The 25,692-nt window shown below is 59.3% G+C and carries 20 protein-coding genes; 7 read left to right on the forward strand and 13 right to left on the reverse strand.

The annotated features are described in order from the left end of the window. Nucleotides 1–19 precede the first annotated feature (19 nt). Nucleotides 20–1,108 carry a PEP-CTERM sorting domain-containing protein gene (locus tag ACZ5CE_RS08015; protein ID WP_464574360.1) on the forward strand — a complete coding sequence of 363 codons (1,089 nt, stop codon included), beginning with the start codon at nucleotides 20–22 and terminating at the stop codon, nucleotides 1,106–1,108. A 120-nt stretch (nucleotides 1,109–1,228) separates the two neighbouring features. Here the strand turns inward: ACZ5CE_RS08015 and ACZ5CE_RS08020 are convergent, their stop codons facing one another. The 7 genes from ACZ5CE_RS08020 to ACZ5CE_RS08050 form a co-directional block, all read right to left on the reverse strand. Next, nucleotides 1,229–2,266, reverse strand: a complete 1,038-nt coding sequence (locus ACZ5CE_RS08020) for a methyltransferase (protein WP_464574361.1) — start codon at nucleotides 2,264–2,266, stop codon at nucleotides 1,229–1,231. 129 nt (nucleotides 2,267–2,395) lie between these two features. Continuing rightward, nucleotides 2,396–2,911: an SRPBCC family protein gene (locus ACZ5CE_RS08025; protein WP_464574362.1), complete on the reverse strand. Its 516-nt coding sequence runs from the start codon at nucleotides 2,909–2,911 to the stop codon at nucleotides 2,396–2,398. A gap of 703 nt (nucleotides 2,912–3,614) precedes the next feature. Beyond that, complete coding sequence (locus tag ACZ5CE_RS08030) at nucleotides 3,615–4,757, reverse strand: PEP-CTERM sorting domain-containing protein (protein ID WP_464574363.1); 1,143 nt, start codon at nucleotides 4,755–4,757, stop codon at nucleotides 3,615–3,617. A gap of 338 nt (nucleotides 4,758–5,095) precedes the next feature. Further along, on the reverse strand, nucleotides 5,096–5,578 hold the full coding sequence (locus ACZ5CE_RS08035; protein WP_464574364.1) for a PEP-CTERM sorting domain-containing protein: 483 nt from the start codon (nucleotides 5,576–5,578) through the stop codon (nucleotides 5,096–5,098). After that, a complete protein-coding gene (locus ACZ5CE_RS08040; protein ID WP_464574365.1) occupies nucleotides 5,575–5,946 on the reverse strand; it encodes a hypothetical protein in 372 nt (123 codons plus the stop codon). The genes ACZ5CE_RS08035 and ACZ5CE_RS08040 overlap by 4 nt, the downstream gene beginning before the upstream one ends. Before the next feature lie 256 nt (nucleotides 5,947–6,202). After that, nucleotides 6,203–7,132, reverse strand: coding sequence for a DNA-3-methyladenine glycosylase family protein (locus ACZ5CE_RS08045; RefSeq protein WP_464574366.1), 930 nt, complete (start codon nucleotides 7,130–7,132; stop codon nucleotides 6,203–6,205). Between the two features lie 175 nt (nucleotides 7,133–7,307). Beyond that, the gene (locus ACZ5CE_RS08050; protein WP_464574367.1) at nucleotides 7,308–7,826 is read right to left on the reverse strand and encodes a methylated-DNA--[protein]-cysteine S-methyltransferase; all 519 of its coding nucleotides are present in this window, start codon (nucleotides 7,824–7,826) and stop codon (nucleotides 7,308–7,310) included. A 256-nt stretch (nucleotides 7,827–8,082) separates the two neighbouring features. Here ACZ5CE_RS08050 and ACZ5CE_RS08055 point away from each other — a divergent pair, with 256 nt between their 5' ends. The 6 genes from ACZ5CE_RS08055 to ACZ5CE_RS08080 all read left to right on the forward strand — a co-directional run bounded on the left by ACZ5CE_RS08055 (nucleotide 8,083) and on the right by ACZ5CE_RS08080 (nucleotide 16,748). Then, on the forward strand, nucleotides 8,083–9,066 hold the full coding sequence (locus ACZ5CE_RS08055; RefSeq protein WP_464574368.1) for a DnaJ C-terminal domain-containing protein: 984 nt from the start codon (nucleotides 8,083–8,085) through the stop codon (nucleotides 9,064–9,066). After that, complete coding sequence (locus ACZ5CE_RS08060) at nucleotides 9,063–9,497, forward strand: chaperone modulator CbpM (RefSeq protein WP_464574369.1); 435 nt, start codon at nucleotides 9,063–9,065, stop codon at nucleotides 9,495–9,497. The genes ACZ5CE_RS08055 and ACZ5CE_RS08060 overlap by 4 nt, the downstream gene beginning before the upstream one ends. A 229-nt stretch (nucleotides 9,498–9,726) precedes the next feature. After that, the gene (locus tag ACZ5CE_RS08065; protein ID WP_464574370.1) at nucleotides 9,727–12,660 is read left to right on the forward strand and encodes a cation-translocating P-type ATPase; all 2,934 of its coding nucleotides are present in this window, start codon (nucleotides 9,727–9,729) and stop codon (nucleotides 12,658–12,660) included. A gap of 503 nt (nucleotides 12,661–13,163) precedes the next feature. Beyond that, nucleotides 13,164–13,643, forward strand: coding sequence for a YjjA family protein (locus ACZ5CE_RS08070; RefSeq protein ID WP_464574371.1), 480 nt, complete (start codon nucleotides 13,164–13,166; stop codon nucleotides 13,641–13,643). A 1,022-nt stretch (nucleotides 13,644–14,665) separates the two neighbouring features. Beyond that, nucleotides 14,666–15,262 carry a CDP-alcohol phosphatidyltransferase family protein gene (locus ACZ5CE_RS08075; RefSeq protein WP_464574372.1) on the forward strand — a complete coding sequence of 199 codons (597 nt, stop codon included), beginning with the start codon at nucleotides 14,666–14,668 and terminating at the stop codon, nucleotides 15,260–15,262. Between the two features lie 238 nt (nucleotides 15,263–15,500). Continuing rightward, the gene (locus tag ACZ5CE_RS08080; RefSeq protein ID WP_464574373.1) at nucleotides 15,501–16,748 is read left to right on the forward strand and encodes an NYN domain-containing protein; all 1,248 of its coding nucleotides are present in this window, start codon (nucleotides 15,501–15,503) and stop codon (nucleotides 16,746–16,748) included. Between the two features lie 139 nt (nucleotides 16,749–16,887). On the opposite strand, the gene ACZ5CE_RS08085 is transcribed toward ACZ5CE_RS08080, so the two are convergent. From ACZ5CE_RS08085 to glgP, 6 genes are all read right to left on the reverse strand, one after another. Beyond that, nucleotides 16,888–17,373, reverse strand: a complete 486-nt coding sequence (locus tag ACZ5CE_RS08085; protein WP_464574374.1) for a VOC family protein — start codon at nucleotides 17,371–17,373, stop codon at nucleotides 16,888–16,890. A 3-nt stretch (nucleotides 17,374–17,376) separates the two neighbouring features. After that, a complete protein-coding gene (locus ACZ5CE_RS08090; protein WP_464574375.1) occupies nucleotides 17,377–17,799 on the reverse strand; it encodes a response regulator in 423 nt (140 codons plus the stop codon). Beyond that, the gene (locus ACZ5CE_RS08095; RefSeq protein WP_464574376.1) at nucleotides 17,738–19,642 is read right to left on the reverse strand and encodes a PAS domain-containing sensor histidine kinase; all 1,905 of its coding nucleotides are present in this window, start codon (nucleotides 19,640–19,642) and stop codon (nucleotides 17,738–17,740) included. Before ACZ5CE_RS08095 ends, ACZ5CE_RS08090 begins: the two co-directional genes overlap by 62 nt. A gap of 594 nt (nucleotides 19,643–20,236) precedes the next feature. Further along, nucleotides 20,237–20,527: an EexN family lipoprotein gene (locus tag ACZ5CE_RS08100; RefSeq protein ID WP_464574377.1), complete on the reverse strand. Its 291-nt coding sequence runs from the start codon at nucleotides 20,525–20,527 to the stop codon at nucleotides 20,237–20,239. Nucleotides 20,528–20,774: 247 nt separating this feature from the next. After that, on the reverse strand, nucleotides 20,775–22,988 hold the full coding sequence (gene tkt, locus ACZ5CE_RS08105) for a transketolase (protein WP_464574378.1): 2,214 nt from the start codon (nucleotides 22,986–22,988) through the stop codon (nucleotides 20,775–20,777). A gap of 125 nt (nucleotides 22,989–23,113) precedes the next feature. Beyond that, nucleotides 23,114–25,660: an alpha-glucan family phosphorylase gene (gene glgP / locus ACZ5CE_RS08110; RefSeq protein ID WP_464574379.1), complete on the reverse strand. Its 2,547-nt coding sequence runs from the start codon at nucleotides 25,658–25,660 to the stop codon at nucleotides 23,114–23,116. Nucleotides 25,661–25,692 lie beyond the last annotated feature (32 nt).

A 25,692-nucleotide genomic window follows, 5' to 3' on the forward strand; every position in this document is an offset into this window, starting at 1 on the left:
TGACTGGAGAATTTTCGCCATGCAAACAATCTCCTGCTCTAAAGCCCGCAACTTTCTGGCCGCGGCAATAGCCCTGATCGCAACCCTGGGTTTCGCGGCTCCGGCTTTCGCCAGAGACGCCATCTTGAATCCTGACGGCAAACTGACTTATCTCGACGTGAACACCGCTACCGCCAGTGGCATCAACGATACCGGACAAGTGACAGGAGATATCGTCGGCCATGGTTTCGTCACGGGCCCCAATGGCGTGGGTACGCTGAGTAGGTTTGACGGTTACCCCACTGGCATCAACGATGCGGGGCAGGTGGTCGGATATTCTTTCACAGAAAGTTCCGAGTATATCTTCATCACAGGTGCCAATGGCGTGGGGATGACCGACCTCGGCACGCTGGGTGGAAGCTACGGCAATGCCTCTGGCATCAATAATACCGGACAGGTGGCCGGAGTTTCTGCCACGGCCGATGGTTCTACGCACGCCTTCATCACGGGCCCCAATGGCGTGGGGATGACCGACCTCGGCACGCTGGGTGGGGCTAATAGCTACGCCTCGGACATCAACGATGCCGGACAGGTGGCCGGAGTTTCTCGCACAGCCGATGGTTCTCAGCACGCCTTCATCACGGGTCCCAATGGCGTGGGAATGACCGATCTCGGTACACTGGGTGGAATCGACAGTTTCGCCTATAGCATCAACGATGCCGGACAGGTGGCCGGAGTTTCTCGCACGGCCGATGGTTCTCAGCACGCCTTCATCACGGGCCCCAATGGCGTGGGAATGACCGATCTCGGTACGTTGGGTGGAATCGACAGTTTCGCCTATGGCATCAACGATGCCGGACAGGTGGTCGGATATTCTTTCACGGTCAAAGACGATTACAGTTCTTACCACGCCTTCATCACCGGTCCCAATGGCGTGGGAATGACCGACCTCAACTCGTTGGTGGTGAACCCGGCGGGCGGAACCTTTATAGAGACAGCAAATGGGATCAATAATCATGGGCAGGTCATCGTCACCGTCGCTGGCGTCCCCGAACCCGAAACCTACGCCCTGCTGCTGGCCGGTCTGGCCCTGATAGGCTTTACCGCGCGTCTTCGCAAGGCCGCTTAGCTGCTCAGCCGCTTCCATCCGTTTCAACCCATGTCCGGCTCCAAAATTTTCCCGGATTGCCGGGATATCGCTCCCGCTATGGACGCTCGGCAAAGGAAGCAACTACCGTAAAAATTACGTTCAAGGCTTGAGGCCGGTGATTATGCTGTTATAACCAAAAGCCGGTTTGACCTGGATATCATGAAATCCGGCGTCCGCCAGCATGGCCGAGAGTTCCGCGGACGAATATGATTTGCCCTCCGTCCATCCCATCATCAGCATGCTGAATGCCGCTGCGGCAAACGGGCCGGTTTTGTCCTCGTTATAGAGCATTCCATGGATAATGATGCGCCCCCCGGAAGGGAGGCTGTTGAAGCTCTTGGCCGTCAGGAAACTGCATTTATCGAAAGCCCAGTCGTTATAAACGGTGGAATAAAAGTGGAGGTCGGCGGCAGGCAGCGGATCGCTCCACATATCTCCTGCGCACGTTGCGATGCGGTCCTGCATGCCATGCTGAGCAATGAAATCCTGGGCGATCTGGCATACCATGGGAAAATCGAAGATTATGGCCCGCAGATCCGGCCATCTCGACACAGCGCCTATGGAATGCGCGCCTGAGCTTCCCCCGATGTCGAGCATGATGCGGTGAGCCGATAGATCCAGCACCTCTGGCCAGTGGAAGGCCGATGTGATGCTCATGCTGTACATGCTGCGCGTAAATCTCCGTACGAGTTCAGCCTGCACCTCTTCGGGATGGTAAATTTCCGTCCCGCCATAAACCTGGGGAGTATCCGTGCGCACCGCCTTCTCCAGGCTTCTGAATGAATGCACCTGATCATTTTCAATCATCAGGTCCCACATATAGCCAAAATAACTCGGGTTTTTCTTGAGCAGATAGCATTCGGCGACTGGCGTCAGCGAATAATTTCCCTCTTTTATCGACAGGAAGCCCAGCGCTGCCGCCGCGGTAAGCATCGCCTCGGCGGGGCGCGGCTTGACGTCCAGCTTCTCGCAGATCACCGGCAGTGAAAGCCCGCCGTGTTCCAGCAGGGAAAAAACCCCTAGCTTATGCGCGAGAAGCACCGCCGGATAGCCATAGACCCCCAGAATGACATCCCATAGTTTCCGGTCATCGGGTATCTGCGATTGCTGGGCTTCTTCAGAAACTTCTTTTGTCATGAATAAATCCTCGTTGCGGTCCGGATGCTGAAATCAGCACCCGCAGGCGACAATGTGCGCATGAAAAATTTCCTGCCTTGATGGCAACATGTTCTCTAGAGATTTCTAGAAATTATCAGCATGCTTCGGTCAGAGCCGGGCAGCGGCAGCGGATTTGCCGCTTTCACTTTCAACCAGGCGTTTTATATTTCCTACGGTGCGGCTCGCGCCATCCTGAACAGCGCTGCGCACCATCTGCTCGAAAGGCCGCATGAACACCTTGAGTTCGAGCAGTTCAAAGGTAAAACTCAATTCGGTCATATCTCCCGTGCTGCCGGGTTGTAATTCGTAAAGACAGCGATAAGGCTCGACCACCCCCGCAAAGGCCAGCCGCCTGCAAGGTTCATAAATCGTAATCCGGAATGTCGATTCAGAGCGTTGGCCATGATCCACGCGTACCTGCCTTACCATCGTTCCCAGTCTTACAGGCCCGGCGGTGAGGCACTCGAGCTCCTGTACTTCCGGCGACCACCGGGGATAATTGTGAAATAGATCGTCGCCAATAAACCTGTAAAGCTCCGCAGCGGACGATTTGACCAGAATGCTCTTCCTGCCGACCACTGGATCGGCAGGGCCCAGATTGAACATGGAGCCTAAATTGAACATCCCGTATCACTCCTGCTCAACTTAAAGCAACATAATGATCAATAATGATTGCGGATGCAATGCCGATTACATGAACGGGCGCGCTTTTTTGGTATTTCAAGCGGCGAAGTGTGCCAGTGGGGATAGATAGGAGGACAGCATGCGTGTACAGGTAGATTGGTAGATATAACCGACACGCAAATCGGGGAACTGATTCGGATCAGCAAGGCTGGTAAGGCATCTCGCATCGAAATCATCCGGCCAGCTATCGCCATTTTCATCGAAACGAAAAGACCGGATACGGTTGAACCTAAGGAAGCGCTGAATAAATCTCCGCTGGCGCGGCGGTGGCTTTGCGGGATGGGATGCGCGAAAGGCGACGACACGAATGGTGCGACCGCGCAGGGCAGAGCAGTGTCTTCCGAAAGGAAGATGCGACCCCGTAGCGGGATGCCTGCGCCCCAACAATACTGGGGTGCGGTCGAAGCATCCCCTCCGCTGCCCGATCCCCGCTTCGCAGGGCCCCTCGGGCCACGCTCTGGGGAGCCACTGCGTTGCGCTCCTTGGCATCGTAGTCCCAGCTACGACCTTCGTCGCGCGCCTTATAATCATCCCGATTTTACCAGCAACGCGCTCAGCGAGGATTTGTTCAGCGCTTCCTTAAATCCGGTCTTTGGCAAGCACGCTGTAAGATGAGCGGAGCAAAGCGCAACCCATCAAGGTGTCAGGAAACCGGAAGTGAACCGGTATGCTTCTTTCTCCACGTAATCGCGCCGACGAGTGCCAGGCCGGCAAGCAGCAGCGCGTAGCTCTCCGGCTCGGGAATCACCGCGGCAATCACCTGGCCCGCGTCATTGATGCCTCTGGCCTCTGTCAGAACCCATCCAGCAGGCAGATGGACCAGCGAATTGAGGTCGGTCATGCTCCCGCCGTCGGGGCCGGTAATGAAGGCGTGGGCGGCGCCCTCGGCTGTGGAAGACGTTCCCACGACCTGGCCGGCCTCGTTGATGCCGCTGGCGTTGCTGGTATTTCCGCCCAGCGTGCCCAGGTCTCTCAGGTCCGTTCCGTCCGGGCCGGTGATGAAGGCATGGTGGCTGCCTCCAGTGGTTGAAAAATAGCCCGTGACCTGTCCCGCATCATTGATGCCCGAAGCATTGGCGGAACCGCCGCCCAGGGCTCTCATGCCGGCGCCATCCGGACCGGTGATGAAGGCGCCGGCGCCATCAGCCGTATAAGAAAACCCTACCACCTGCCCCGTATTATTGACGCCATTGGCAAAGCTGGCATCTCCACCCAGGGTACCGAGGTCTTTCATGCCCGTTCCGCCGGGATTGGTGATGAAAGCATGCGAAGACCCGAGTCCCGCATCGGACGATCCCGCCACCTGCCCTGCGTCGTTGATCGCTGAAGCAGCGCTGCTATCCCCGCCCAGCGTCCCCAGATCGCTCATGCCAGCGCCGTTCGGACCCGTGATGAAGGCATGGGGGACGCCGTCCTGGGTGTCGGACGACCCCACCACCCTTCCCGCATCATTGATGCCAAAAGCCCGGCTGGAATCGCCGCCCAGCGTGCCCAGGTCCCTCATGCCCGTTCCGCCAGGGCCGGTGATGAAGGCGTGGGGACTGAGAATGCCGGAAGAGCCAGGGGCTGCAGCCGTAAAGGATTCGCCCACCACCTGTCCCGCATCGTTTATGCCCCAGGCGGAACTGGAATCACCCCCCAGCGTGCCGAGGTCGGTCGCTGTCTTGCTGTTGAGATCGATGAGATAGGCACGCTCGGCCGATGCGGGGGAAATGCATCCCAACCCGGAAAGGAACGCGATTGCGAGCAGGAAGCTGCGAAGGTTGAATCCAGACGTTGCTTTCATATTGCACCTCCTGAGGTTTTTGAAATTTCAAGAACGATGGAATGCAGGACTATCGAAAAACTTAACAACCACCAGCTAAAGCTGGTGGATTGGAATTGCGGACTGAAAGTCCGGATATGCATCGCCTGAACGACGCGTCCTGATCGGGTTTCATTTTGAAACCATCAGTAGCAGCTGTAGCAGCTGTAGAATGGGTGGAGTGAAACACAACCCATCAAAAAATATTCACCCGGCGCCAGGAAAATGACGGGTTACGCCTTGCTCCACCCATCCTGCGAAAACTGATCTTCTGCCGCCCAAGATCAAAGTGTGATCAAAGGCAGTTTGCCGCTCGCCACTCAGGATGGAACCGGAAGCAGGCCAGCCCCTTTTTTCCAGTGAACGAACGCTGCGAGCAGAGCCAGCCCCGCAAGCAGCAGCGCGTAGCTCTCCGGTTCCGGAACAACGGTAATGTAGCCGTTGACAATGGCCTGGCCTGAGTTATTGATACCCATGGGGCCGAGTTCCCCGACCAGAGCCCTCTTCGAGGAAGCGATCAGCAAATTGAGATCGGTCATTTCTACCCCATCCGGGCCTGTGATGAAGATGTGGCCATAACCGCCTCCCGCAGTCGTTTGTCCCACCACCTGCCCGGCATCGTTGATGGCATAAGCCTCGCTGTAATCTCCACTCGGCGTACCCAGGTCTCTCATGCCTACCCCTTCCGGGCCGGTGATGAAGGCGTGGTCCCCAGACCTTCCCACCACCTGCCCCGCATCATTGATGCCAGAAGCGGAGGTATAATCCCCGCCTACCCCGCTTAGTGTGCCAAGGTCTCTCATGCCCACACCATTGGGGCCTGTGATGAAGGCGTGCCCCCAGACTCTCCCACCACCTGCCCGGCATCGTTGATGGCAGAAGCGGAGGTATAATCCCCGCCTAGCGTGCCGAGGTCTCTCATGCCCACACCATTGGGACCTGTGATGAAGGCGCGATTCTCGACTGAACCAACCACCTGCCCGGAGTCGTTGATGCCAGAAGCAGTGCCGTAATTCCCGTCCAGCATGCCCAGACTGGTTGCTGTCTCGCTGTTGAGGTCGACGAGAAATGCTTGTTGTTGTGCTGATGCGCGAGTAGCACATGCCGTGCCGGCGAGGAGCGCGACTGCAAAGAAAAAGCTGCGGAGATTGAATCCAGGGATTATTTTCACGTTGCACCTCTTGCGGTTCTTGAAGTTTTCAAAAACGAAAGGGGTGCGCGGACGGTTGAAGAAACAGCACCCAGATCGACCGCAATCTGAGCTTTTATATGGTGGAGCAAGCACCCTACTCAGACAACTTAGGCTTCATGCCAGGGCTGTGCAATAGTCCGAACAGGCTATTGAGAATGAGGTAAAGCAAAAATTGCCATATCGGTGAAGAACTCAGGAAAGCCGGACCTATACCCCTCATATCGCTTTTCCGGGTCTACGGCGCTGGCGCCTTTCTTTTCATGTTCCAGATATGCAGCACCGCGTAACTGCGCCAGGGCCGCCACGCCTGCGACATCTCTTCCGCCTGTCTGGCGGTGACGCCGCCGAGGTTGTTGAGAATGGCGATATCGCCCTTGGGAAAGGCATCGAGCCAGCGCAAGGCCCGCATGGCGATATAGTGCGCTGTCCAATGCCCAATTCCGGGCAATTCGGTCAGCCGCGCGATTGCCTCGGCTGGATCGTGAGGGATGCTGCTGTCGAGCGGCAAGGTACCCGAAGCTTCCGCCTGCGCGAGGGCAATGATGGCATTGCAGCGCGCGCTTACAATGCCGTGCCTGGCAAGGTCATCGATGGTGGACCCGGCAAGGCACGCGGAAACCGGCGCCAGGCGGTTCAATTCCGGGTATGGCGTGACGAAGGGTTCTCCGAATGCCGCACCAACGCGGCCCGCAATCGTGGTTGCGGCCTTCACGGTTACCTGCTGGCCGATGATGGCCCGCAATCCCATTTCAAATCCGTTGAAAGCCCCCGGCACGCGCATGCCGGGATTACCCTCGACCAGCGGAGCCAGGAGCTTGTCCTTGCATAATTGCGCGGCAATGATATCGGGATGCGCATCGAGGTCGAACAGATTGCTCACCCGCGTGAGGAGCGTCGGGAGAACAGGCGCCAGGCCACGGTTGAACTGCAGCACGAGGGCATCCTTGCTCTTGTCCTGCGTTACCCTGATCCAGCCCTTATGTTCCCCTCCCCCCTCTTCCTTGCATCCCTTGAGATGAATAGTCCGGGAATAAAAGCTCTCCGTAACCCATTCGACCCCTTTCAATTCCCGCGCCTTTAAAAAAGCCAGCACGCCTGCCCAGTCATAGGGCGGACGATAGGGAAGCTGCACCGTTGACGTATCCGGACCGCTGGCCGAGGTCATTGCATAGTCATTGCATAATCAGTGGCATTCCTGCTGGCTTCCATTCACAGGTGGCATAATCTCCGGTCAAATACCGGCATGCTGCGCCTCGCCACCTTCCATATGGAAGCGCTGAACAAATCTCCGCTGGCGCGGCGGCGGCTTTGCGGAATGACCTGCGTCGCGCGCCTTATGATCATCCCGATTTTACCGGCAACGCGCTCAGCGAGGATTTGTTCAGCGCTTCCTGGGCAAGCAGCCGCCTTTTTGTTCCGAGCCCTCCCGCGAATCCGGTGAGGTCGCCGGATGCACCAAGCACGCGATGGCAGGGAGCGATGATCGAGATCGGGTTTTTCCCGGTTGCGGCACCCACCGCCCGCACTGCCTTCGGGTTGCCGATCTGCATGGCGATTTCCCGGTAGCTGCGGGTTTCTCCAAAGGGAATGGTCAGCAGCGCCTCCCATACCTTCCTCTGGAATTCGGTCCCGTGAAATTCGAGTTCGAGGTCGAAGCCATTTCTTTTCCCGGCGAAATATTCGTCCAGTTGGCGTTCCGCCTCTGCCAATACCGGATTGTCCGGCTCTTCGCGCATCGGGCCCAGCCGCACCCGTTCCGGCCTGTCGTTTTCCCACAGGACGGCGGAAAGTTTTGAACCATTTGCAACCAGCGTCAGCTTGCCGACGGGCGAGTCGATGACCTTGCAGGCGTAAGACATCTTGGGATTCCTGTTTGCGGAAGGATCCAAATCTACCACGGTTCTTCCGTACTCATGCCGGAATGAATAATGCAGGCATTGCTTTAATCCGTATGGAAGCGGTGAGACAGTACGATCCAGGAAAAAGTCCTGCAAAATGCCCTATCTCGCTCATCTCGGCTGCCAGCCTTATGAAACGCTACTTGAATAATACCGGCGCGACCCCATAAAGAAGAGTCGATGCCGCAAATGTACCGGCCGCTCATCGGGAGCCTGGATGGAATACAAGGATTATTACAAAATCATGGGGGTGGCGCGCGATGCGCCCCAGGAGGACATCAAGCGCGCCTATCGCAAGCTCGCCCGCAAGTATCATCCGGACGTAAGCAAGGAAGCGGACGCGGAAGCGCGCTTCAAGGAAGTCGGCGAAGCCTATGAAGTGCTCCAGGACCCGGAAAAACGCGCCGCTTATAACCGGTTAGGCGCCAACTGGAAAGCGAACCAGGAATTCCGCCCTCCTCCGGACTGGAACGCGGGATTCGAGTTTTCCGGGCACGAATTCTCCCAGGCGGACGCGGCGAAATACAGCGACTTCTTCGAATCGCTGTTCGGGGGGAATTTCCGGGCTGGATTCGGCGCGGAAGGCGCATCCGGTGGCAGAGGTGGCAGCCCGGAGGGGTTTCATCGCCAGGGCGAGGACCGGTATGCCAAGATCCTGATCGGGCTGGAAGATGCCTATGAGGGCGCAACCCGCGCGATCACATTGCAGATTCCCCAGGTGGATGCCAGCGGCCATGTCTCCACCCGCGAGCACACGCTCAACGTAAAGATTCCGAAGGGCATACGCGCGCGCCAGCAGATCCGGCTGGCCGGCCAGGGCGCGCCGGGACATGGACAGGCGCCCGCCGGCGACCTTTACCTGGAGATTGAATTCCGTCCCCATCCGTATTATCGTGTCGATGGCGCGGATGTGTATCTCGATCTGCCGGTCAGCCCCTGGGAGGCTGAACTGGGAGCTACCGTGAAAACGCCTACGCCTGGCGGCATCGTCGATCTCAAGATACCGCCTCATTCGGCTGCCGGCAAAAAGCTCCGGCTGAAGGGGCGCGGCATCCCGGGAAAAACACCGGGGGATTTCTTCGTCGTCCTGCAGATCGCGCTGCCTGCCGCACCCATTGAAGAGGACAAGGATTTCTACCGCCGCATGTCGGAGCATTTCAAGTCGTTCAACCCCCGCGCCGGGCTGGGAGCAACGGGATGAAAAGCAAAAACGGACACCAGGGTTCATCGCCGCCTTACGTGCATGGGGTGCATGGGGTGCAGGGGACGCAGGAAGCGCCGGGATCAGCGGCGGATACCCCAGAACTGAGCGGCACCCTTCTGGATGACCAGCACCTGCTCACGGTGGAGGATGTCTGCCGGGTGTGCGCGGTGCGAATCGAATATATCGAGGAACTGGTCGAAGAGGGCCTGATCACGCCGCAAGTGGAGCCGGTGGATGCCCTCCATGCTGCGAAAGGACATGAGCTGCAGTCCTGGCGCTTCACCGGCATGCATATGCGCCAGGCCCGGATCGCCGCTCACCTGCAAAGCGATCTGGGAATCAATCTTGCCGGGGTGGCGCTCGCCCTGCAGCTACTGGATGAAGTCGAGGTTCTGCGCATGCGGGTGAAGGCAATCGACGCCACGTAGGCCCTGCAAGCACTTCTCCATGGCATAAACGGAAACAAACGGAAATAACGCTTGCGGCAGGGCAAGGCGCCGTCCTTCGATATGCTCCTTGATTGCCCCTTGCCAAGCCTGGCGTCCTGCCGTTTCCGGCCTGAGTGCCGGCCTGAGCGGCCGCCTGACACACCTCGCGCCAGCGGAGATTTATTCAGCGCTTCTTTAAACCTAAATCTTCCATCCCTTCTCCCCATCCATGCAAGCTACCCCGGAAGCAGAGCTGCAGGCGGGCGAACCTCCGGCAGCGCCGCAGCCAGTGCCGCCTTACAGGCAATCCGTCGAGGAGGTGCTGGCTGTTCTGGAGACTCATCCCCAGTATGGCCTGGACGAAGAGGAAGCGCGCGCCCGGCTCGGGAAATATGGGCGGAACGAGCTGGCCGAAGAAAAACCGGTTCCGGGGTGGAAACGATTTCTCGCCCAGTTCCAGAATGTGCTGGTCATCCTGCTCCTTGCCGCCACCGCCATATCGATGGGCCTGTGGCTGTATGAGCATGAAACCGCCCTGCCTTACGAAGCCATGGCCATCTTCGCCGTGGTCCTGCTCAATGCGGCCATGGGTTACATCCAGGAATCCCGCGCGGAAAAAGCAGTGGCGGCGCTGCGCGAGATATCGGCGGTACGGGCCAGCGTCATAAGAAATGGCCAACGGCGCAGCATTCCCGCGGCGGAGCTCGTACCGGGCGACATCATCATCATCGAGCAGGGGGATACCATACCCGCGGATGCGCGGATAATCCATTCTGCCGCCTTCCGGACCGCGGAGGCCCCGCTTACCGGGGAAAGCCTGACGGTTCCCAAGAACACGCTCCCCATCGCTCAAAATACCGAACTGGCAGATCGCCATAACATGGTCTTCAGCGGCACGGCAGCCACTTCCGGACAGGCGCGCGCCGTCGTCACCGTCACTGGCATGCACACCGAGCTGGGCCATATTGCCGGAATGCTGGAGCAGGCGCCTGCAGAGATCACACCCCTGCAAAAAGAACTCGCGCACATGGGCAAGCTGCTTGGAATCATCGTTATCGCCATTGCCGCGATCATGATTGCAACCATTGTCCTGGTCGAGGAGGTGCGTAGTTTCGCCGCCATTCTGGATGTGCTCATCCTGGGCGTGGCGCTTGCCGTCGCGGCAGTCCCCGAAGGCCTGCCGGCGATCGTGACTGCGGCCCTTTCCCTCGGCGTGCAGCGCATGGCCCGCAGAAATGCCATTGTGCGGCATCTTCCCGCGGTGGAAACACTGGGTTCGGCCACGGTCATCGCCTCCGACAAGACCGGCACCTTGACAAAGAACGAAATGACGGTGCGAACCGTGATCACAGCCAGCGGGCGCATCGACATGGGCGGCGAAGGCTATGCGCCGGAAGGCGGGATTTGCCGGTATCAGGATAAGGAGGGGAAAGGAAGCCCGCCTGGGAACGGCACCGCCGTGGTCGATGGCGCATTGCGAATCGAGCTGGATCGCGCGCTGGTAGCCGCCAGGTGCGCCAACAATGCCGTCCTGCAAGAGCAGGATGGCCGCTGGGCCGTGCAGGGAGACCCCACCGAGGGAGCATTGCTCGTGGCCGCGCGCAAGGCGGGCCTGGACGATAACGTACTCAACGCGCGTTTCCGGCGCGTAGGAGAAGTGCCGTTTTCTTCGGAACGCAAATTGCATACGACAGTGCATGCCGATGCGCAGGAGAATGGACGCCTGGTGGTTTTTACCAAGGGGGCGCCCGATCTGCTGCTGAACCTTTGCACGCGCGAACTGGTGGGGAATGCGCCCCGCCCCCTGGCGGAAAGCCGCCGCGCGGAGATCCTGAAAGTGAATGAGCAGCTCGGGGGCGAAGCCCTGCGTACACTGGGTGTCGCATTCCGCTTCTTGCCGGCGGAAGGCCCGGCCGTAACGAGAACCACATCGCGGATTGAAGCCGATGAGCGCATCGAGCACGATCTCATCTTCGCAGGATTGATCGGCATGATGGATCCGCCGCGTGCGGAAGCGAAGGAAGCAGTGGCGCGCGCAAAGGCCGCAGGGATGCGGCCCATCATGATCACGGGCGATCACCCGGCAACCGCGGGCATGATCGCCCGGATGCTGGGAATAGCCGGAAACGGACGAACGCTCAGCGGCAGCGATCTCGAGAAACTTCCGGATAAAGCGCTCGCCCAGGCCGTCCATGAGGTATCGGTTTACGCGCGGGTCAACCCCGAGCACAAGCTGCGCATCGTCAAGGCGTTGCAACGGCAAGGGGCGGTGGTGGCAATGACCGGCGATGGCGTGAACGATGCACCCGCCCTGAAAACAGCGGATATCGGCATCGCCATGGGTTTGACGGGAACCGATGTTTCCCGCCAGGCGGCGGACATGATACTTGGGGACGATAATTTCGCCACCATCGTGGCCGCGGTCGAGGAAGGACGCACCATTTTCTCCAACATCCGCAAATTCCTGCGCTACCTGCTTTCTTCCAACATGGGCGAAGTGATTACCATGTTCTTTGGCGTTCTGCTGGCGGATCTCATTGGACTGGCGGCAGAAGGAAATTCCGGGGAAGAAATGGTCGTGCTGCCGCTGCTGGCAACGCAACTCCTGTGGATCAACCTGGTGACCGATGGCGCTCCCGCGCTTGCGCTCGGCATGGACCCGCCGGACGCAGACGCGATGCGCAAGCCGCCTCGCCCCGCCGGAGAGGGTGTCATCACGCCACGGATGTGGCTCAGCATCGCCTATATTGGCCTGGTCATGGGGGTAAGTGCGCTGCTGGTACTGGACGCCAGCCTGCCAGGCGGTTTTATCGAAGGCTCGGGAAGCATGCGCTATGCCCAGACGATGACGTTCAATACCCTGGTGCTGCTCTCATTGTTCAATCTTTTCAATGCGCGTTCCGAGGAGCAGAGCGCATTCGCCGGATTATTTTCCAACAAATGGCTTTGGGGGGCGGTAGCGCTGTCCCTGCTGCTGCAACTGGCGGTGATCCATATCCCCTTTCTCCAGCACGCCTTTTCGACCGTCAGCCTGAGCCTGGAGGACTGGCTGCTGTGCACGCTGGCGGGCAGTTCGGTGCTGTGGCTGAGCGAGTTAAGGAAGGGGATCGTGCGCATAAGCAGGCCGGGCGCCCGGCGGGCAGGCTCCGATGTAACATCCTGAATCCGGTAGCTGGCCGCTCTTTTTCAGTTTGGAACCATGATCCTAAAACCGGTAGCTGATCGCACATTTCCAGTTTTTAGAGCCATGATCCACAAAAACTTTTCGCAGTATTTGACGTTCACCTATAGGGTGAGTTCGCTACAAGGCGGATTACGCGATTTTTGCGCCTCATGGCTACGTTGCAACTCCTTGGAATGGAATAGCCATTCCGCGTCGCAGTACCTTGCCCTGCACCCCGGAAACTGCATACTCCGCCCTGTCCAACTGCCGGATTTAGGCTGATCCATCCAACTGCCGGGATTTGGAATCATTCAACTGCCAAACCGCGAGGAAGCGCTGGATTATGATTCGAAGTAAGCGTATTGTCGAATGGCGGCACCTCGGCGCATCGCTACCCGCATAGTCATGCGGGCATGTCCATTTTTACAGGGGACCCGGCAATCGGGGCGGATCGCAGGGGAGATGCCGGGAATCATCTACTACTTACAATCCGGAGGAATCGAATGAACGTCGTTAAACGTCATATCCTGTTGAGCCTTGCCATGGCAGCCTTTTCCGGTTCCGTCGCGGCGCAGGATCTCGGGCAGATTACCAATACGCTGGGTGGCGCCGCGGGCGGCATGCCCTCTGTGCCGGGCCAGGGGGCGCTGGGGGGAGCAGCAGGGTCGCTGGGAGCACTCGGTTCGCTGGGATCGATACAGCCCGGCAGCATGGGCAATGCCGCTGGCATTCTCCAGTATTGCGTCCAGAACAATTACCTCGGCGGTGGAAATGCAGTCTCTGTCAAGGATCAGTTGATGAGCAAGCTCACCGCCAGCAGCGGCCAGCCCGCGGAAAGCAATCCGGATTATGTCAGCGGCACGAACGGGATCCTGAGCGGCAGCAATGGCCAGACTCTGGATCTCAGCACAGCCGGCCTGAAAGCCGCGGCAACGAAACAATTGTGCGGAAAAATACTCGACCAGGCGAAGTCGATGTTTTGACCCGCTATCGCGGCTAGCGGTTAACGGCTAAACGGATAGGTGAGCGCCGTCCCCGGACCGGGGAAGCGCTCATCATCCCATTTCATCCCCGCACTTCGCACTTCCTGGCTGTGCCGCCGGCGAGCAAGTTTGTAGTCGGATTAGTGAAACGTAATCCGGCATGGTGCTGAAGCTGGCTACCTATGCGGAGATTCCGCATAGGTAGCCAGCTTCATTCCCCTTTCGCCAGTAATAATCGATCAGGACGGCATCCATAACATCGCCTGCAGCGAAGCGTGAGATAGCCCACGCTTTCGTATGAAGATAGTAGTTGTAGGTCGGATTAGTGAAACGTAATCCGACATGTGCAGACCCTATCCCATCCCCATGCCCGACATGGCAATTCCCGCAGGTGCGGGGGGAAACATTCTTGATAACCTAAAGTACAAGCATGACCGGGGACGCCATCAGCTAAACGGTGTGGTAACGAACAGATTAGCCGCATATTTCACGTTATCTTTTATCGTGGCCCGAATTATTCCGGCAATCAAATCAACTAAAAAGGAACACTGATGAGAACGCTAAAAATATTGCTGGCAGCATCGATGATTTCGGTATTGGCCGGCTGCTTGTCGATCAGCTCGACGGGGCGGGGTCCGCAGGGACCTCAAGGACCCCAGGGCGATCCAGGCACGAGCGAAAAGGTGATTGTAGTTCCGGAAAAATCGTATTGAACCGGCTTTCACAGCTACGGAGAAGGCAGCTTTCGGTCATCCGGAAAAGCACTGCTGATCCATGGGGTTCCGCATGGATAACACGAGTTTGTAAACAGGAATCCGAACGGGTGGCTGCACGCAAAGTTTCTTGATGAATTGGCGGGACTGGCTCTCCCCGCGTGATTGTGTCCGGATATTCAGGATATCGCGGGCGGCCCCGACGCCATTTGCGCGTCGATCTACCTTAAACCTGAATCCCCCGCTGCTACAGGGTCATTTGGCCATTTGAAACCGATGCCGCTCCCTCATCCGCGCGAGCATTTTTCCATGATACGCGGGTTCCAGCTCGCGGATTTCTTCACGCTGGGCAACGCGGGCTGCGGCGTGGCAGCCGTGTTGTTCGCCATGCTCCACATGGATAGCAAATTGACCTGGCATATTCATGCGTCGGCTGCCATGATGGCGGCGGCTTTCGTATTCGATGTGCTGGATGGGCGGATCGCGCGCTGGCGGCATCAGCATTCCGCACTGGGAAGGGAGCTCGATTCCCTGGCGGATGTGATTTCATTTGGCATGGCGCCCGCGGCTCTCGGTTTCGCTGCCGGGTTGCGCGGCGGCTGGGATTGGCTGGCGCTGATCTACTTCGTCTGCTGCGGGGTAAGCCGCCTGGCGCGCTTCAATGTCACCGCCGAGAGCCTGTCGGCGGGAACCGGCAAGGTCGCCTACTTCGAAGGCACGCCCATCCCGACCAGCATTGCACTTGCGGGTGTACTGGCGCTCGCGGCATGGACCGGCCATGTCGGCGAAAACCTGTACTGGGGAACATGGATGATCGGCCCATGGGAATTGCATCCGCTGGCCCTGCTGTTCGTATTTTCCGGCACACTCATGATCAGCAGGACGCTGCGCATTCCCAAGATTTAACCGGGATGCCCTGAGTAGCAAAGTCCCCGGTTTATTCCTGGCCTCGAAGGCGCCGATCTTGCGCATAGTATTCCCCATTCCCTATGACAAGCCAGATCAAATCCAGCTTATCATATTACAAGCCGTCCATTTTCGGCTGCATGATCCTGTATCATGATAAAAATCACTGGCCGATCTCTCCCGTCAGCCGCCCTGCCTTCATCACCCGCCCAACCCATCATTGGAGAAATAAAGCGTCATGGCTTCGACTTACGAAAACATCAGCATGGCTGTATTCTGCGATTTCGAGAATGTGGCGCTCGGCGTGCGTGATGCAAAATACGAGAAATTCGATATCGAGCCGGTATTGGAGCGGTTGCTGCTCAAGGGCAGCATCGTGGTCAAAAAGGCCTATTGCGACTGGGACCGGTATAAGACCTTCAAGGCTGCCATGCACGAGGCCAGTTTCGAATTGATCGAAATTCCGCATGTTCGCCAGTCGGGAAAAAACTCGGCGGATATCCGCCTGGTGGTGGACGCGCTCGATCTTTGCTACACCAAGTCCCACGTCAATACCTTTGTCATTATCAGCGGCGATTCCGATTTTTCGCCGCTGGTTTCCAAGCTGCGCGAAAATGCCAAGCAGGTGATCGGCGTCGGCGTCAAGCAATCCACTTCCGATCTGCTGATCGGGAATTGCGACGAATTCATCTTCTACGACGACCTGGTGCGCGAAAGCCAGCGAAGCAAGGCAGAACAGCATGATTCGAAGCCCATGCAGCCTGCCGCCAGGGCGCCATCCCAGGTTGAAAAAGGCGGCAGGGAAGAATGGGAATCGCGCAAGCGCAAGGCCATAGAAATCGCGGTGGAAACGTTTGATGCGCTGGTATCCGAGAGAGGCGACAGCGGGAAAATCTGGGCTTCCACCCTCAAGCAGGCCATCAAGCGCCGCCGGCCCGGCTTCAATGAGTCCTATTACGGCTTCCGCGCATTCGGCAATCTGCTGGAAGAGGCGCAGGAACGGGGGCTGCTCCAACTGGGCCGAGACGAGAAGTCGGGCACCTATGTTTACCGCAGCGACAATGGAGGTACCGCCAAACCCCCGGCGCATGCGGAAACGGGCACGGCGCCGGCGGAAGAAACAATCCAGCCCACGACCCACCCCTTAGCCCAGCCTTCGGTCCAGCCGGCACCTGATGCCGGACCGGCGAACGGGCATAAACCACTCCGCCGCAAGCATCCGGGCAGGCCGGAAAAAAAGAATGCCGAGCCTCTGTCGCCGTCCGCTCCTGCGGAAACCGGAACAACCGCCCGGCAGGAAGCAGCACCGGCCAGCCCACCGGCTGATTCGATTTCATCACCGGAGAAAGCGGCGGAAAAGGCAGCGGGCAAAGGCCGCAGGCCCGTCGCGCGCAGCCGCAGGCTGCGACAAGCGGAAATACCGGATGTGCCTAGGGAGCAGGAAATACAGGAGAGTCCGGAAATACCCGAAGAGGCTCAAAAATAATCGAAGATGACGGAACCTGTCGGCAGTATCATGCCATGCAAGGCATACCCTGTTGATTCAGAAAAAGAAATACTTTTCTCCATCCATCCTGCGCAAGCTCTGACATACCTGTCTGGAAATGAAATAAACCTGTCGCTCCCTACATCCGCTCGGCCAGCGGATATTTCCCGGTCAGCACCCACACTTCGGTAGGAATCCGCAATATCGTGCTCAGGAACTCCATGCGCACGCCCATGGCATCAGGAGCGGTAATGATCGCATTCGCAGGCTTGCCACATTCGGAACTGATGAGCGCTTCGATGCCTATTCCCTGCTCTTTCAGCTTTTGCATCCGGCCTTCCATGTCGGATTCCCATACGCCGAAATAGAGAATTCCGCCCGCATTCCTCGCCGAAAATATGCCGTTTCCATTGGCCTGTATCAGTTCCAGGTAGGGCGCGCGGGTGCGGGAGTAGGCCGCCACCACCTTTATGCTCTCGGATTGCCCCTGCTGCGGATTTTCGATACAGAGCACACTGTCGGTCGGTTCGGCGAATGTGATATCGAGCAGCTTCGAATAATACGCGGCGGCCTCCTGGAGATCGTGGACGACCATGCCGATATGGTAGTAAGGCGCGGTAAACATGTTTCAATAGGACATTTCCGGCGATTCCGCCGGTGGATCCATCAGCAGCAGGTCCTTGGCGATCTCGCCTATCTTGAGATAGGCCTCGTAGCCCGAAGGCTTGCGAAAATAGGCGTCGGCGCCCATGCTGGCAGCCTCGGCGCGATCTATCACCGAGTCCGATGAGGAAACCACCACCACCAGGGATTGCCTGCATTTGCTGCTGCGCCGCAGGTATTCCAGCACCTCTATTCCTGAAACCTTGGGAAGATTCAGGTCGAGCAGCACGAGGGCCGGGCAGTCGCCCGAGCCGTCTGCATTCAGCTCGTCGATATACCGCATTGCCATTTCGCCGTCGCTCACTACATGAAGGCTGGCGGCAATTTCAGCCGCTTCCAGCGCCTCCCGCATGAGAAACACGTCCGCCTGGTTGTCCTCGACGAGCATGATGGGAAAGCATTCTTGGGAGCCGTCGCGGCAGCGTGAAGTAAAAAGTTGATCCCTCCCCTGGCGTGGATTCGGCCCAGATGCGGCCGCGGTACCGTTCCACGATTCGCCGGCAGATCGCGAGGCCGAGGCCGGTTCCCGGATATTCCGTGCTGGTGTGAAGTCGTTTGAAGAGTCCAAAGATCTGCTCCTTGAATTGAGGTTCGAAACCGATGCCATTGTCCTTTACGGAGAATAGCGCGTACCCGCCATCATGCTGCGTGGCATCCACATGCACGACAGGAGATTCCCTGCCGCGATATCTTAGCGCATTTGAGATAAGGTTCTGGAGAATCTGCTGCAGGTGGACGGGAGATGCCCGCACTTCGGGCAGCTCACCCGATATTACTTTTGCATCGAGGCCGGCCATGGTCTCGGCGAGATTGGAGAGCACGGTCGCCAGCACGGAGTTGGCGTCCGTTTTATCAGTGGAGACATCGAGCTTGACGACGCGGGTATATTCGAGCAGGTCGCCCACGAGCACCTCCATGCGCGCCGCCCCTTCGGCCAGGTACCTGAGAAGCTCCTGCGCTTCGCCATCCAGCCGGTCCGCGCATCGCCTGATGAGAAGCTCGCTGTAGATGCTGACGCTTCTCAAGGGCTCCTGCAGATCGTGGCTCACGGAATAGGCGAACTGCTCCAGGTCATCATTGGCGCGCCGCAGTTCCTGCTCGGTTTTCAGGCGCTCGGTGATATCGGTATTGGTTCCGAACCAGCGGATGATCCGGTCCCCTTCGCGGATGGGCAGCGCATGGGAGAGAAACCACCGGTAGGTTCCATCCCTGCCGCGCAGCGGAAACGTATCCTCCCAGGTCATGCCGGTTTCGAAGCAGTGCCTGATATGCGCGACGACCCGTTCCACGTGCCCGGGATGATGAACAGCCCGCCAGCCCCACCCCCGCATGGTCTCGAATGTGGTGCCGGTATAGTCATACCATCGTTGGTTGTACCAGAATACCGAGCCTGATTCATCCGTCATCCAGGCGAGCTGCGAAATGTTGTCGGCGAGCGTGCGAAATTCTTCTTCGCTCTTGCACAGGGCTTCTTCCGCCTGCTTTTGCTTGGTCACGTCACGCGAAACCACGACGATGCCCATCGGCGTACCGGCCTCGTCGCGAAGCGGGGCCTTGATGGATTGAAAGAAATGGACCTTGCCGCCCGGGTCGGGATACTGCTCGTCGATCGATATGGTCTTCCCCGACTGCATCACCCCGCGGTCTACTTCCATGATCGGTTCGGCCAATTCCGGCTTCGAGATTTCCCCATCGGTTCGGCCTATCACCTCGGCCATGGGAAGCCCGAGGATCCGTGCCGTCGCCTCGTTCAGCGCAAGGTAGCGCCCTTCGCGATCCTTGGCAAGAATTACATCCGGGCTACTGTCGAGTATGGTGGTAAGCAGGGCATTGGCCCGGTCGCGCTCCATCTCGACATTCTTCCGCTCGGTGATATCGGTGTTCATTCCAACCCAGCCCGACGTTTTTCCGTCCGGCGCCGTCAGCGGCACAGCGCCTCCCGCGGTCCAGCGCCACTCGCCACTCACATGGCGGATGCGGTACTCGTGGTAAAACGGCCGCTGGTTTCTCACCGCTTCCTGCCAGCTTCCCTCCGCGCTTTCCCTATCGTCCGGATGAACGCAATCCAGCCAGCCGGATGTTCTCCATTCCTCGAAGGTTTGCCCCGTGTAAGTCCGCCAGGAGGGAGAATCCTCGACAATGAGCCCGTTGGCGTCCGTTGCCCATACGATCTGGGCAGAAGCCTCGACCAGCGCGCAAAACCGCGCCTCGTTGTCCGGCTGCACGCTCATGGAACTCCTCCCCGGATCGTCTGCCGGCGGGCGGAGCGGAAAGCGATGGGTTCTTGCCATATCGTCAGGTCATCAGATACATAGGATACTTCGGGCACGGTAACACAGGATACAGGAGATAGCCGGATCACTCAGGGTACCGAAGCTCTGGAGCGCCCGGGCACTTGAGGCGCCGGTACTGAAGCATCGGAGATCCAGGATATTCAAGCAACTCCATGCAGGTTCCCACGGACTTGTTCAGAAACCACCTGAGCTTTCAGTATTCATAAACGGATAAACCCCATCAAGAGATGACAGGCGTGTGAAACTTTGTCGCCATGCCATCAGGATAGTTCAAGATCGGGGACGTGTCAGCAAAAGAAGAAAAAAAGACGCGGGCAATGGGAGGAAATGAGCAGGCAAGCCACTTGATTCATTGGCTCCCCGGCCAGGGCTCGAACCTTGCGCTCCCGCGGGCCGTGGCGATTCCAGCTTGCATAGCTTGCGTGGATGGGTGAAGCAAAGCGCTACCCATCCTGGTACTGGATAGATGTTTTTGGTGGATTGCGCTTTGCTCGCCCGTCCCGCAATTCTGAGCGAGGCCGCGCCCTCCGATTATGGCGGCGGAATTGACGGCTCCGTTCTTACGCCTTCCTTTTCGGTCGCCCATTTAGCCTCGGCGTTTGCGTTGTTGGCCGCGCGGCTGGCATTGATGCAATCGGGGGTTCCGTCGAGCAAACCGGGATTGGCCCTGCATTCGGCCAGCTTGGCCTCGCGCTCAGCGGCATTTTTTTCGTACCAGTCGACCGGACGCACTGTTCCTTCTCCACTGCGGGTGCCGCACCCCGCCACTAAAGCGGCGCATGCGCCCACCGCAACGAAAATGATTTCCAACTTTGTTTTCATGATGAGATCCCGTCAGGTTTTATCCGCTCCCCTTATCTGGCCGCATCGTTCTTGCGACCCAGTTTACGTAGGATGGGTGGAGTGAAACGCAACCCATCAAAAAGCAGCTACCCAGCACCAGGAAAATGATGGGTTACACTTTGCTCAACCATCCTACAGTCCACTGCCGCTACGGACGATCTCAAAATGAAACCCGATCAGGACGCGTCGTTCAGGCGATGCGTATCCGGACTTCCAGTCCGCAACCCTAATCACCAGCTTTAGCCGGTGGTTGTTGAGTCTGGCCGCCTTCCCGCGCCGCATCGTTCTCGCGACCCAGAAGCCGCAGCGCCGCGGCAGTGACATGCTCTGCCGTGAAGCCGAAGTGCTTCATGTTCTCCTCGCCGGGAGCGGAAGCGCCGAAATGGTCGATGCCAATCATGGTCCCTTCCGCTCCGGCGAACCGCTCCCATCCCAGCGTTGCGCCCGCTTCAACGGTCACGCGTTTCCGCACCGACCCTGGAAGCACCTGCTCGCGGTAAGCCTCATCCTGCTCGGCGAAAATTTCCCAGCTCGGCAGGCTCACTACCCGCGCCCCCACGCCCAGCTCTTTCAGCCGCGCCTGCGCCTTGACGCAAAGGCCGACCTCGGAACCCGTCCCGATCAGCAGCACCTGCGGCGCGCCGTCCCCGGCATCGGCAAGGACATAGCCTCCCCTTGTCACTCCCGTGTTCCGGGAGTGCGAACGGTCGAGGATGGCAAGATTCTGGCGCGACAGCACCAGCAAAGTCGGTGTCGCGCGCTGCACCGCCAGCACCCACGCTTCCGCAGCCTCGGTCGCATCCGCTGGACGGATGACCGTCAGGCCGGGAATCGCCCGCAGGCCCGCAAGATGCTCGATGGGCTCGTGTGTCGGGCCATCCTCCCCCACTGCGATGCTGTCGTGGGTAAAAACGTAAACCACCCGCAAACCCATGAGCGCGCCCAGACGTATGGATGGCTTCATGTAATCCGAAAAAACCAGGAACGTCGCGCTGAACGGCAGCACGCCTCCGTGGGCCGCCATGCCGTTCACGGCCGCACCCATGGCATGCTCGCGCACGCCAAACGCGATGTTGCGGCCCCCATAGCTCCATGTCCCCCCGACCGCCCCCTCGACTTCCACCTTGCCAGCAGCAGCGGAATCAGCCGGATTGACCGGATCAGCCGGGTCCTCGGGAGGCTGGAAATCGCCCTGCCCTTTCAGCGCCGTATTGGTCGAGGGGTTCAGATCGGCCGAGCCGCCGACGATGTTCGGAATGCGCGCGGCCAACGCGTTCAGCGCCTGCCCGGCGGCCACGCGCGTCGAAACCGGCTTGTCCCCCGGCTTCCATTGGGGCATTCCGGATTCGAGGTCCGCAGGCAATCGTCCTTCCATGACGGCATCCCATTCCTCTGCTTCCGCCGGAAAAGCCTTGCGGTAGGCATCCAGGCGCCGCTGCCACGCCTGCTGCGCTTGCGCCCCGCGGCCGATGGCCTCCCGGAAGTGCGATACCGCCTCGGGCGGCAGGTAAAAATCGGGGCTTTCTGGCCAGCCCAGCGCCTTCTTTGTCTTCGCCACCTCCTCCTCACCCAGCGGGGAGCCATGCGCATGAAAACTATCCTGTTTATCCGGGCTGCCATAGCCAATATGGGTATGCATCAGCAACAGCGAGGGCCGGTCCTTTTCCGCACGCGCCTCGGCCAGCGCGGCGGCCACGTCATCGGTATCGTTGCCGTCCGGCACCTTGCGGGTATGCCATCCATAGGCTTCGAACCGCCGGGCAACATCTTCGGTAAACGTGAGGCCGGTCCCTCCCGCCAGCGTCACGTGGTTCTGGTCGTAGAGATAGATGAGTTTGCCCAGGCGCAGATGCCCCGCGAGCGAGGCAGCCTCGGAAGCCACGCCTTCCATTAGGTCGCCATCCGAGACGAGCGCATAAGTGTAATGATCCACGATGGTGTGATCCGGACGGTTATAACGGGCTGCGAGCCAGGCTTCGGCAATAGCCATGCCCACGCCATTGCCGAAACCCTGCCCGAGCGGGCCCGTGGAAACCTCCACGCCCGGTGTGTGATGGCTGCGCTCGGGATGCCCCGGCGTGTGGCTGCCCCACTGGCGGAAGCGCTTGATTTCATCCAGCGGCAAATCATAGCCGGTGAGATGCAGCAGGCTGTAGAGAAGCATCGAACCATGCCCGGCCGACAGCACGAAACGGTCCCTGTCCGGCCACTGCGGATCGCGCGGGTTGTACTTCAGGTAGCGCGTCCATAGCACATAGGCCATGGCGGCCGCTCCCATGGGCAAACCCGGATGGCCGGAATTCGCCTTCTGCACCGCATCGACGGAAAGGAAGCGAATGGTATTGATGCACAGCTCATCCAGCGCCTTGCCGGCTTGAACGGATTTCTGCTCTGCTGACGCCTGGTCTCTCGCCTGGTCCGCGCTTGATTGAATCGCCATATTGTTCCCCCGTTGGTTGCGTCTAGAGTTGCATCCAGACTCTCACGATAAACTCCCGGGCTCTGTGCGGCAGGGCACGATTACCGATGCCAGGGAACTTCTGAACAAGTCATGCGTGTCCGCGATCAGCGCTGCCACAGGATCTGGGAGGCTTCCAGCGGGATACAGATATCGTCATGGCGCGGAATGAGCCGGGCAGTGTAATCCGATGCCGGCCGCTCCCCCGGTACGTGTGCGACGTAGGCATAACCCGTGGCCGCGGCCACCAGCCGATGCATGCGCTGCATCTCCAGGCGCACGGGAGCGTCACCTGGAAGCTCCTCTGCATAGAGCTCGACCCGGACCGCTTCAGGGTCCAGGCCGTTGAGATAGGCATGCACCACGAATACGTGCTGCCCGCCCTCGGTTTCCACGGACGCATCGCCGAAATGCAGCCCTCCCCATTTCTGCCTGAGCTCCGACTGCCAGCCGGCTATCCGCGCGCCAAGCGCGCCATTGTCGGCGCTGCGCTTGAGGTAGGCTGAAGCGGATGGCAGGTAGTGGCGCTCCGTATACTCCCGCACCGCGCGGCTGGCCGCGAAACGCGGTGTCAGTTGCGCCATGCTTTTGCGCATGCGCGTGACCCAGGCGGTGGGGATTCCCTGCTGGTCGCGCGTATAAAATTCGGGTATCACCTGTTGCTCCAGCAGGTCGTAAAGCTGGTCGGCTTCGAATGCATCCCAGGCGGGATCGTCGCCGTGCTCCTTGCCGTCCCCCAACGCCCAGCCCACCTCCGGCGTATAGGCTTCCGCCCACCATCCGTCCAGCACCGAAAGATTGATGCCGCCGTTGACCAGCACCTTCATCCCGCTGGTCCCGCATGCTTCCCACGGGCGGCGCGGCGTGTTCAGCCATACGTCCACGCCCTGCACCAGTTGCTCCGTCAAGTGCATGTCATAATCGCTGAGGAAGGTGATGGAAGCCCGCGCTCCGGTATGGCGGATGAAGTCTACCCATTCCCGGATGAGGGCCTTGCCCGCTTCATCGGCGGGATGCGCCTTGCCAGCTATGATGAGCTGCACCCGGCGCCGGGGATTGGACAACAGCGCCAGCAGGCGCTCACGATCGTGCAGCAGCAGATCGGGCCTTTTGTAGGTGGCGAAGCGGCGGGCGAATCCGAGAGTCAGGGCATCCGGATCGAGCAGTCCCTTCGCCGCCTCGACCGCTTCAGGTGGCTCACCGCCGACCGCCAGTTGCACCGACAGCTCCCGCCGGACGAATTCGACCAGCTTCTTGCTGCTATCGCAGCGGAACTGCCAGAGATCGGCATCGGACATGTTCAGGATCTTCGGTTCCAGCGGCTCTGTCGTGTCGATCCACCGGTCTTTGCCGCAAACATCGGTCCAGAGCCGATCCGCCGCCGCCGAGTCCCAGGTTGGCACGTGCACGCCATTGGTCACATGGCCGACGGGCACTTCGTTGATCGGCCAGTGCGGGAAAAAAGACCCGAAAAGGTGCCGGCTCACCCTGCCGTGCAGGCAGCTGACTGCGTTCACCGCCGCGCTGCCGCTCATGGCGAGATAGGCCATATTGAAAGGCTCGGATGCATCATCGGCATTCCTGCGCCCCAGCGCCAGCAACTCGCGGCAACTGATGCCAAGCTTGCGCGTCGCGTAATCTCCGAGATAATGCTCGATCAGTTCCGGCGCGAAGCGGTCGAAGCCGGCGGCAACTGCCGTGTGGGTAGTGAACAGATTGCCCGCCCGCGTGATGGCCAGGGCAGTCCTGAAATCATGCCCGGTCTCCCGCATGCACGACCAGGCACGCTCCAGGACAGCGAAAGCCGCATGGCCCTCGTTCAAATGGCAAACCTCCGGCTTGATGCCCAGTTCGGCAAGCAGTTGCCACCCACCGATTCCCAGCACTATTTCCTGCTGAAGGCGCAATTCCGGGCCGCCGCCGTACAATTCGCTGGTAATGCCGCGATAAGCGGGATAATTCGCAGCGTCGTTGCTGTCCAGCAGATAAAGCGTCGTCTTTCCCACCTGGACCTGCCAGGTGCGCAACCAGAGCGAATATCCCGGCAACCGGAATTCCAGCCGCAGCCATTCCCCGTTGGCGCGGCGCAGCGGCGTGATCGGAAGCTGGCCCGGATCGTTGTAGGGAAAAAGCGCCTGCTGTTCGCCATCCTTGCCGATCACCTGCCGGAAATACCCTTGCTGGTATAGCAAGCCGATGCCTATTACCGGAACGCCCAGTTCACTGGCAGTCTTGAGCTGGTCGCCCGCCACATTGCCCAGCCCCCCCGAATAGATGGGCAACGCTTCGCTCAGCATGAATTCCATGCAGAAATAGGCGACGCATTTCAGCGGCGCTTGCGGATGATTTTGCTCGAACCAGGTTGGCGCAGCCAGCGTGCCGCGCCGGTCCTGCACCAGGTCGGCCAGATTGGCGGAGAAAGCCGGATCGGCAAGGCACTGCCCGAGTTTTTCCTGGGAGACAGTCTGCAACACCACCCAGGGATTGCGCGTGAGCTTCCACAGTGCGGATTCCAGTTGCTCCCATATGTGGTCGGCGCTGTGGTTCCATGAAGTCCGCATGTCGAGCGCGAGTTCCGCCAGAGAATCGTACCCTTCAAGGTCGGGCGCAGGATGAAGACTATATAGCTGCTTGCCCCTGGTCTGGTCGGTCATGCGGCCTCCTGTCACGGAAGATGCGCAAAATG

The sequence above is a fragment of the Nitrosospira sp. TNL200 genome, assembly GCF_055386305.1.

Coding starts and splice junctions, on each gene's coding strand:
- ACZ5CE_RS08015 (WP_464574360.1), top strand. CDS start 20: ATGCAAACAATCTCCTGCTCTAAAGCCCGCAACTTTCTGGCCGCGGCA.
- ACZ5CE_RS08020 (WP_464574361.1), bottom strand. CDS start 2,266: ATGACAAAAGAAGTTTCTGAAGAAGCCCAGCAATCGCAGATACCCGAT.
- ACZ5CE_RS08025 (WP_464574362.1), bottom strand. CDS start 2,911: ATGTTCAATTTAGGCTCCATGTTCAATCTGGGCCCTGCCGATCCAGTG.
- ACZ5CE_RS08030 (WP_464574363.1), bottom strand. CDS start 4,757: ATGAAAGCAACGTCTGGATTCAACCTTCGCAGCTTCCTGCTCGCAATC.
- ACZ5CE_RS08035 (WP_464574364.1), bottom strand. CDS start 5,578: ATGAGAGACCTTGGCACACTAAGCGGGGTAGGCGGGGATTATACCTCC.
- ACZ5CE_RS08045 (WP_464574366.1), bottom strand. CDS start 7,132: ATGACCTCGGCCAGCGGTCCGGATACGTCAACGGTGCAGCTTCCCTAT.
- ACZ5CE_RS08050 (WP_464574367.1), bottom strand. CDS start 7,826: ATGTCTTACGCCTGCAAGGTCATCGACTCGCCCGTCGGCAAGCTGACG.
- ACZ5CE_RS08055 (WP_464574368.1), top strand. CDS start 8,083: ATGGAATACAAGGATTATTACAAAATCATGGGGGTGGCGCGCGATGCG.
- ACZ5CE_RS08060 (WP_464574369.1), top strand. CDS start 9,063: ATGAAAAGCAAAAACGGACACCAGGGTTCATCGCCGCCTTACGTGCAT.
- ACZ5CE_RS08065 (WP_464574370.1), top strand. CDS start 9,727: ATGCAAGCTACCCCGGAAGCAGAGCTGCAGGCGGGCGAACCTCCGGCA.
- ACZ5CE_RS08070 (WP_464574371.1), top strand. CDS start 13,164: ATGAACGTCGTTAAACGTCATATCCTGTTGAGCCTTGCCATGGCAGCC.
- ACZ5CE_RS08075 (WP_464574372.1), top strand. CDS start 14,666: ATGATACGCGGGTTCCAGCTCGCGGATTTCTTCACGCTGGGCAACGCG.
- ACZ5CE_RS08080 (WP_464574373.1), top strand. CDS start 15,501: ATGGCTTCGACTTACGAAAACATCAGCATGGCTGTATTCTGCGATTTC.
- ACZ5CE_RS08085 (WP_464574374.1), bottom strand. CDS start 17,373: ATGTTTACCGCGCCTTACTACCATATCGGCATGGTCGTCCACGATCTC.
- ACZ5CE_RS08090 (WP_464574375.1), bottom strand. CDS start 17,799: ATGCTCGTCGAGGACAACCAGGCGGACGTGTTTCTCATGCGGGAGGCG.
- ACZ5CE_RS08095 (WP_464574376.1), bottom strand. CDS start 19,642: ATGAGCGTGCAGCCGGACAACGAGGCGCGGTTTTGCGCGCTGGTCGAG.
- ACZ5CE_RS08100 (WP_464574377.1), bottom strand. CDS start 20,527: ATGAAAACAAAGTTGGAAATCATTTTCGTTGCGGTGGGCGCATGCGCC.
- tkt (WP_464574378.1), bottom strand. CDS start 22,988: ATGGCGATTCAATCAAGCGCGGACCAGGCGAGAGACCAGGCGTCAGCA.
- glgP (WP_464574379.1), bottom strand. CDS start 25,660: ATGACCGACCAGACCAGGGGCAAGCAGCTATATAGTCTTCATCCTGCG.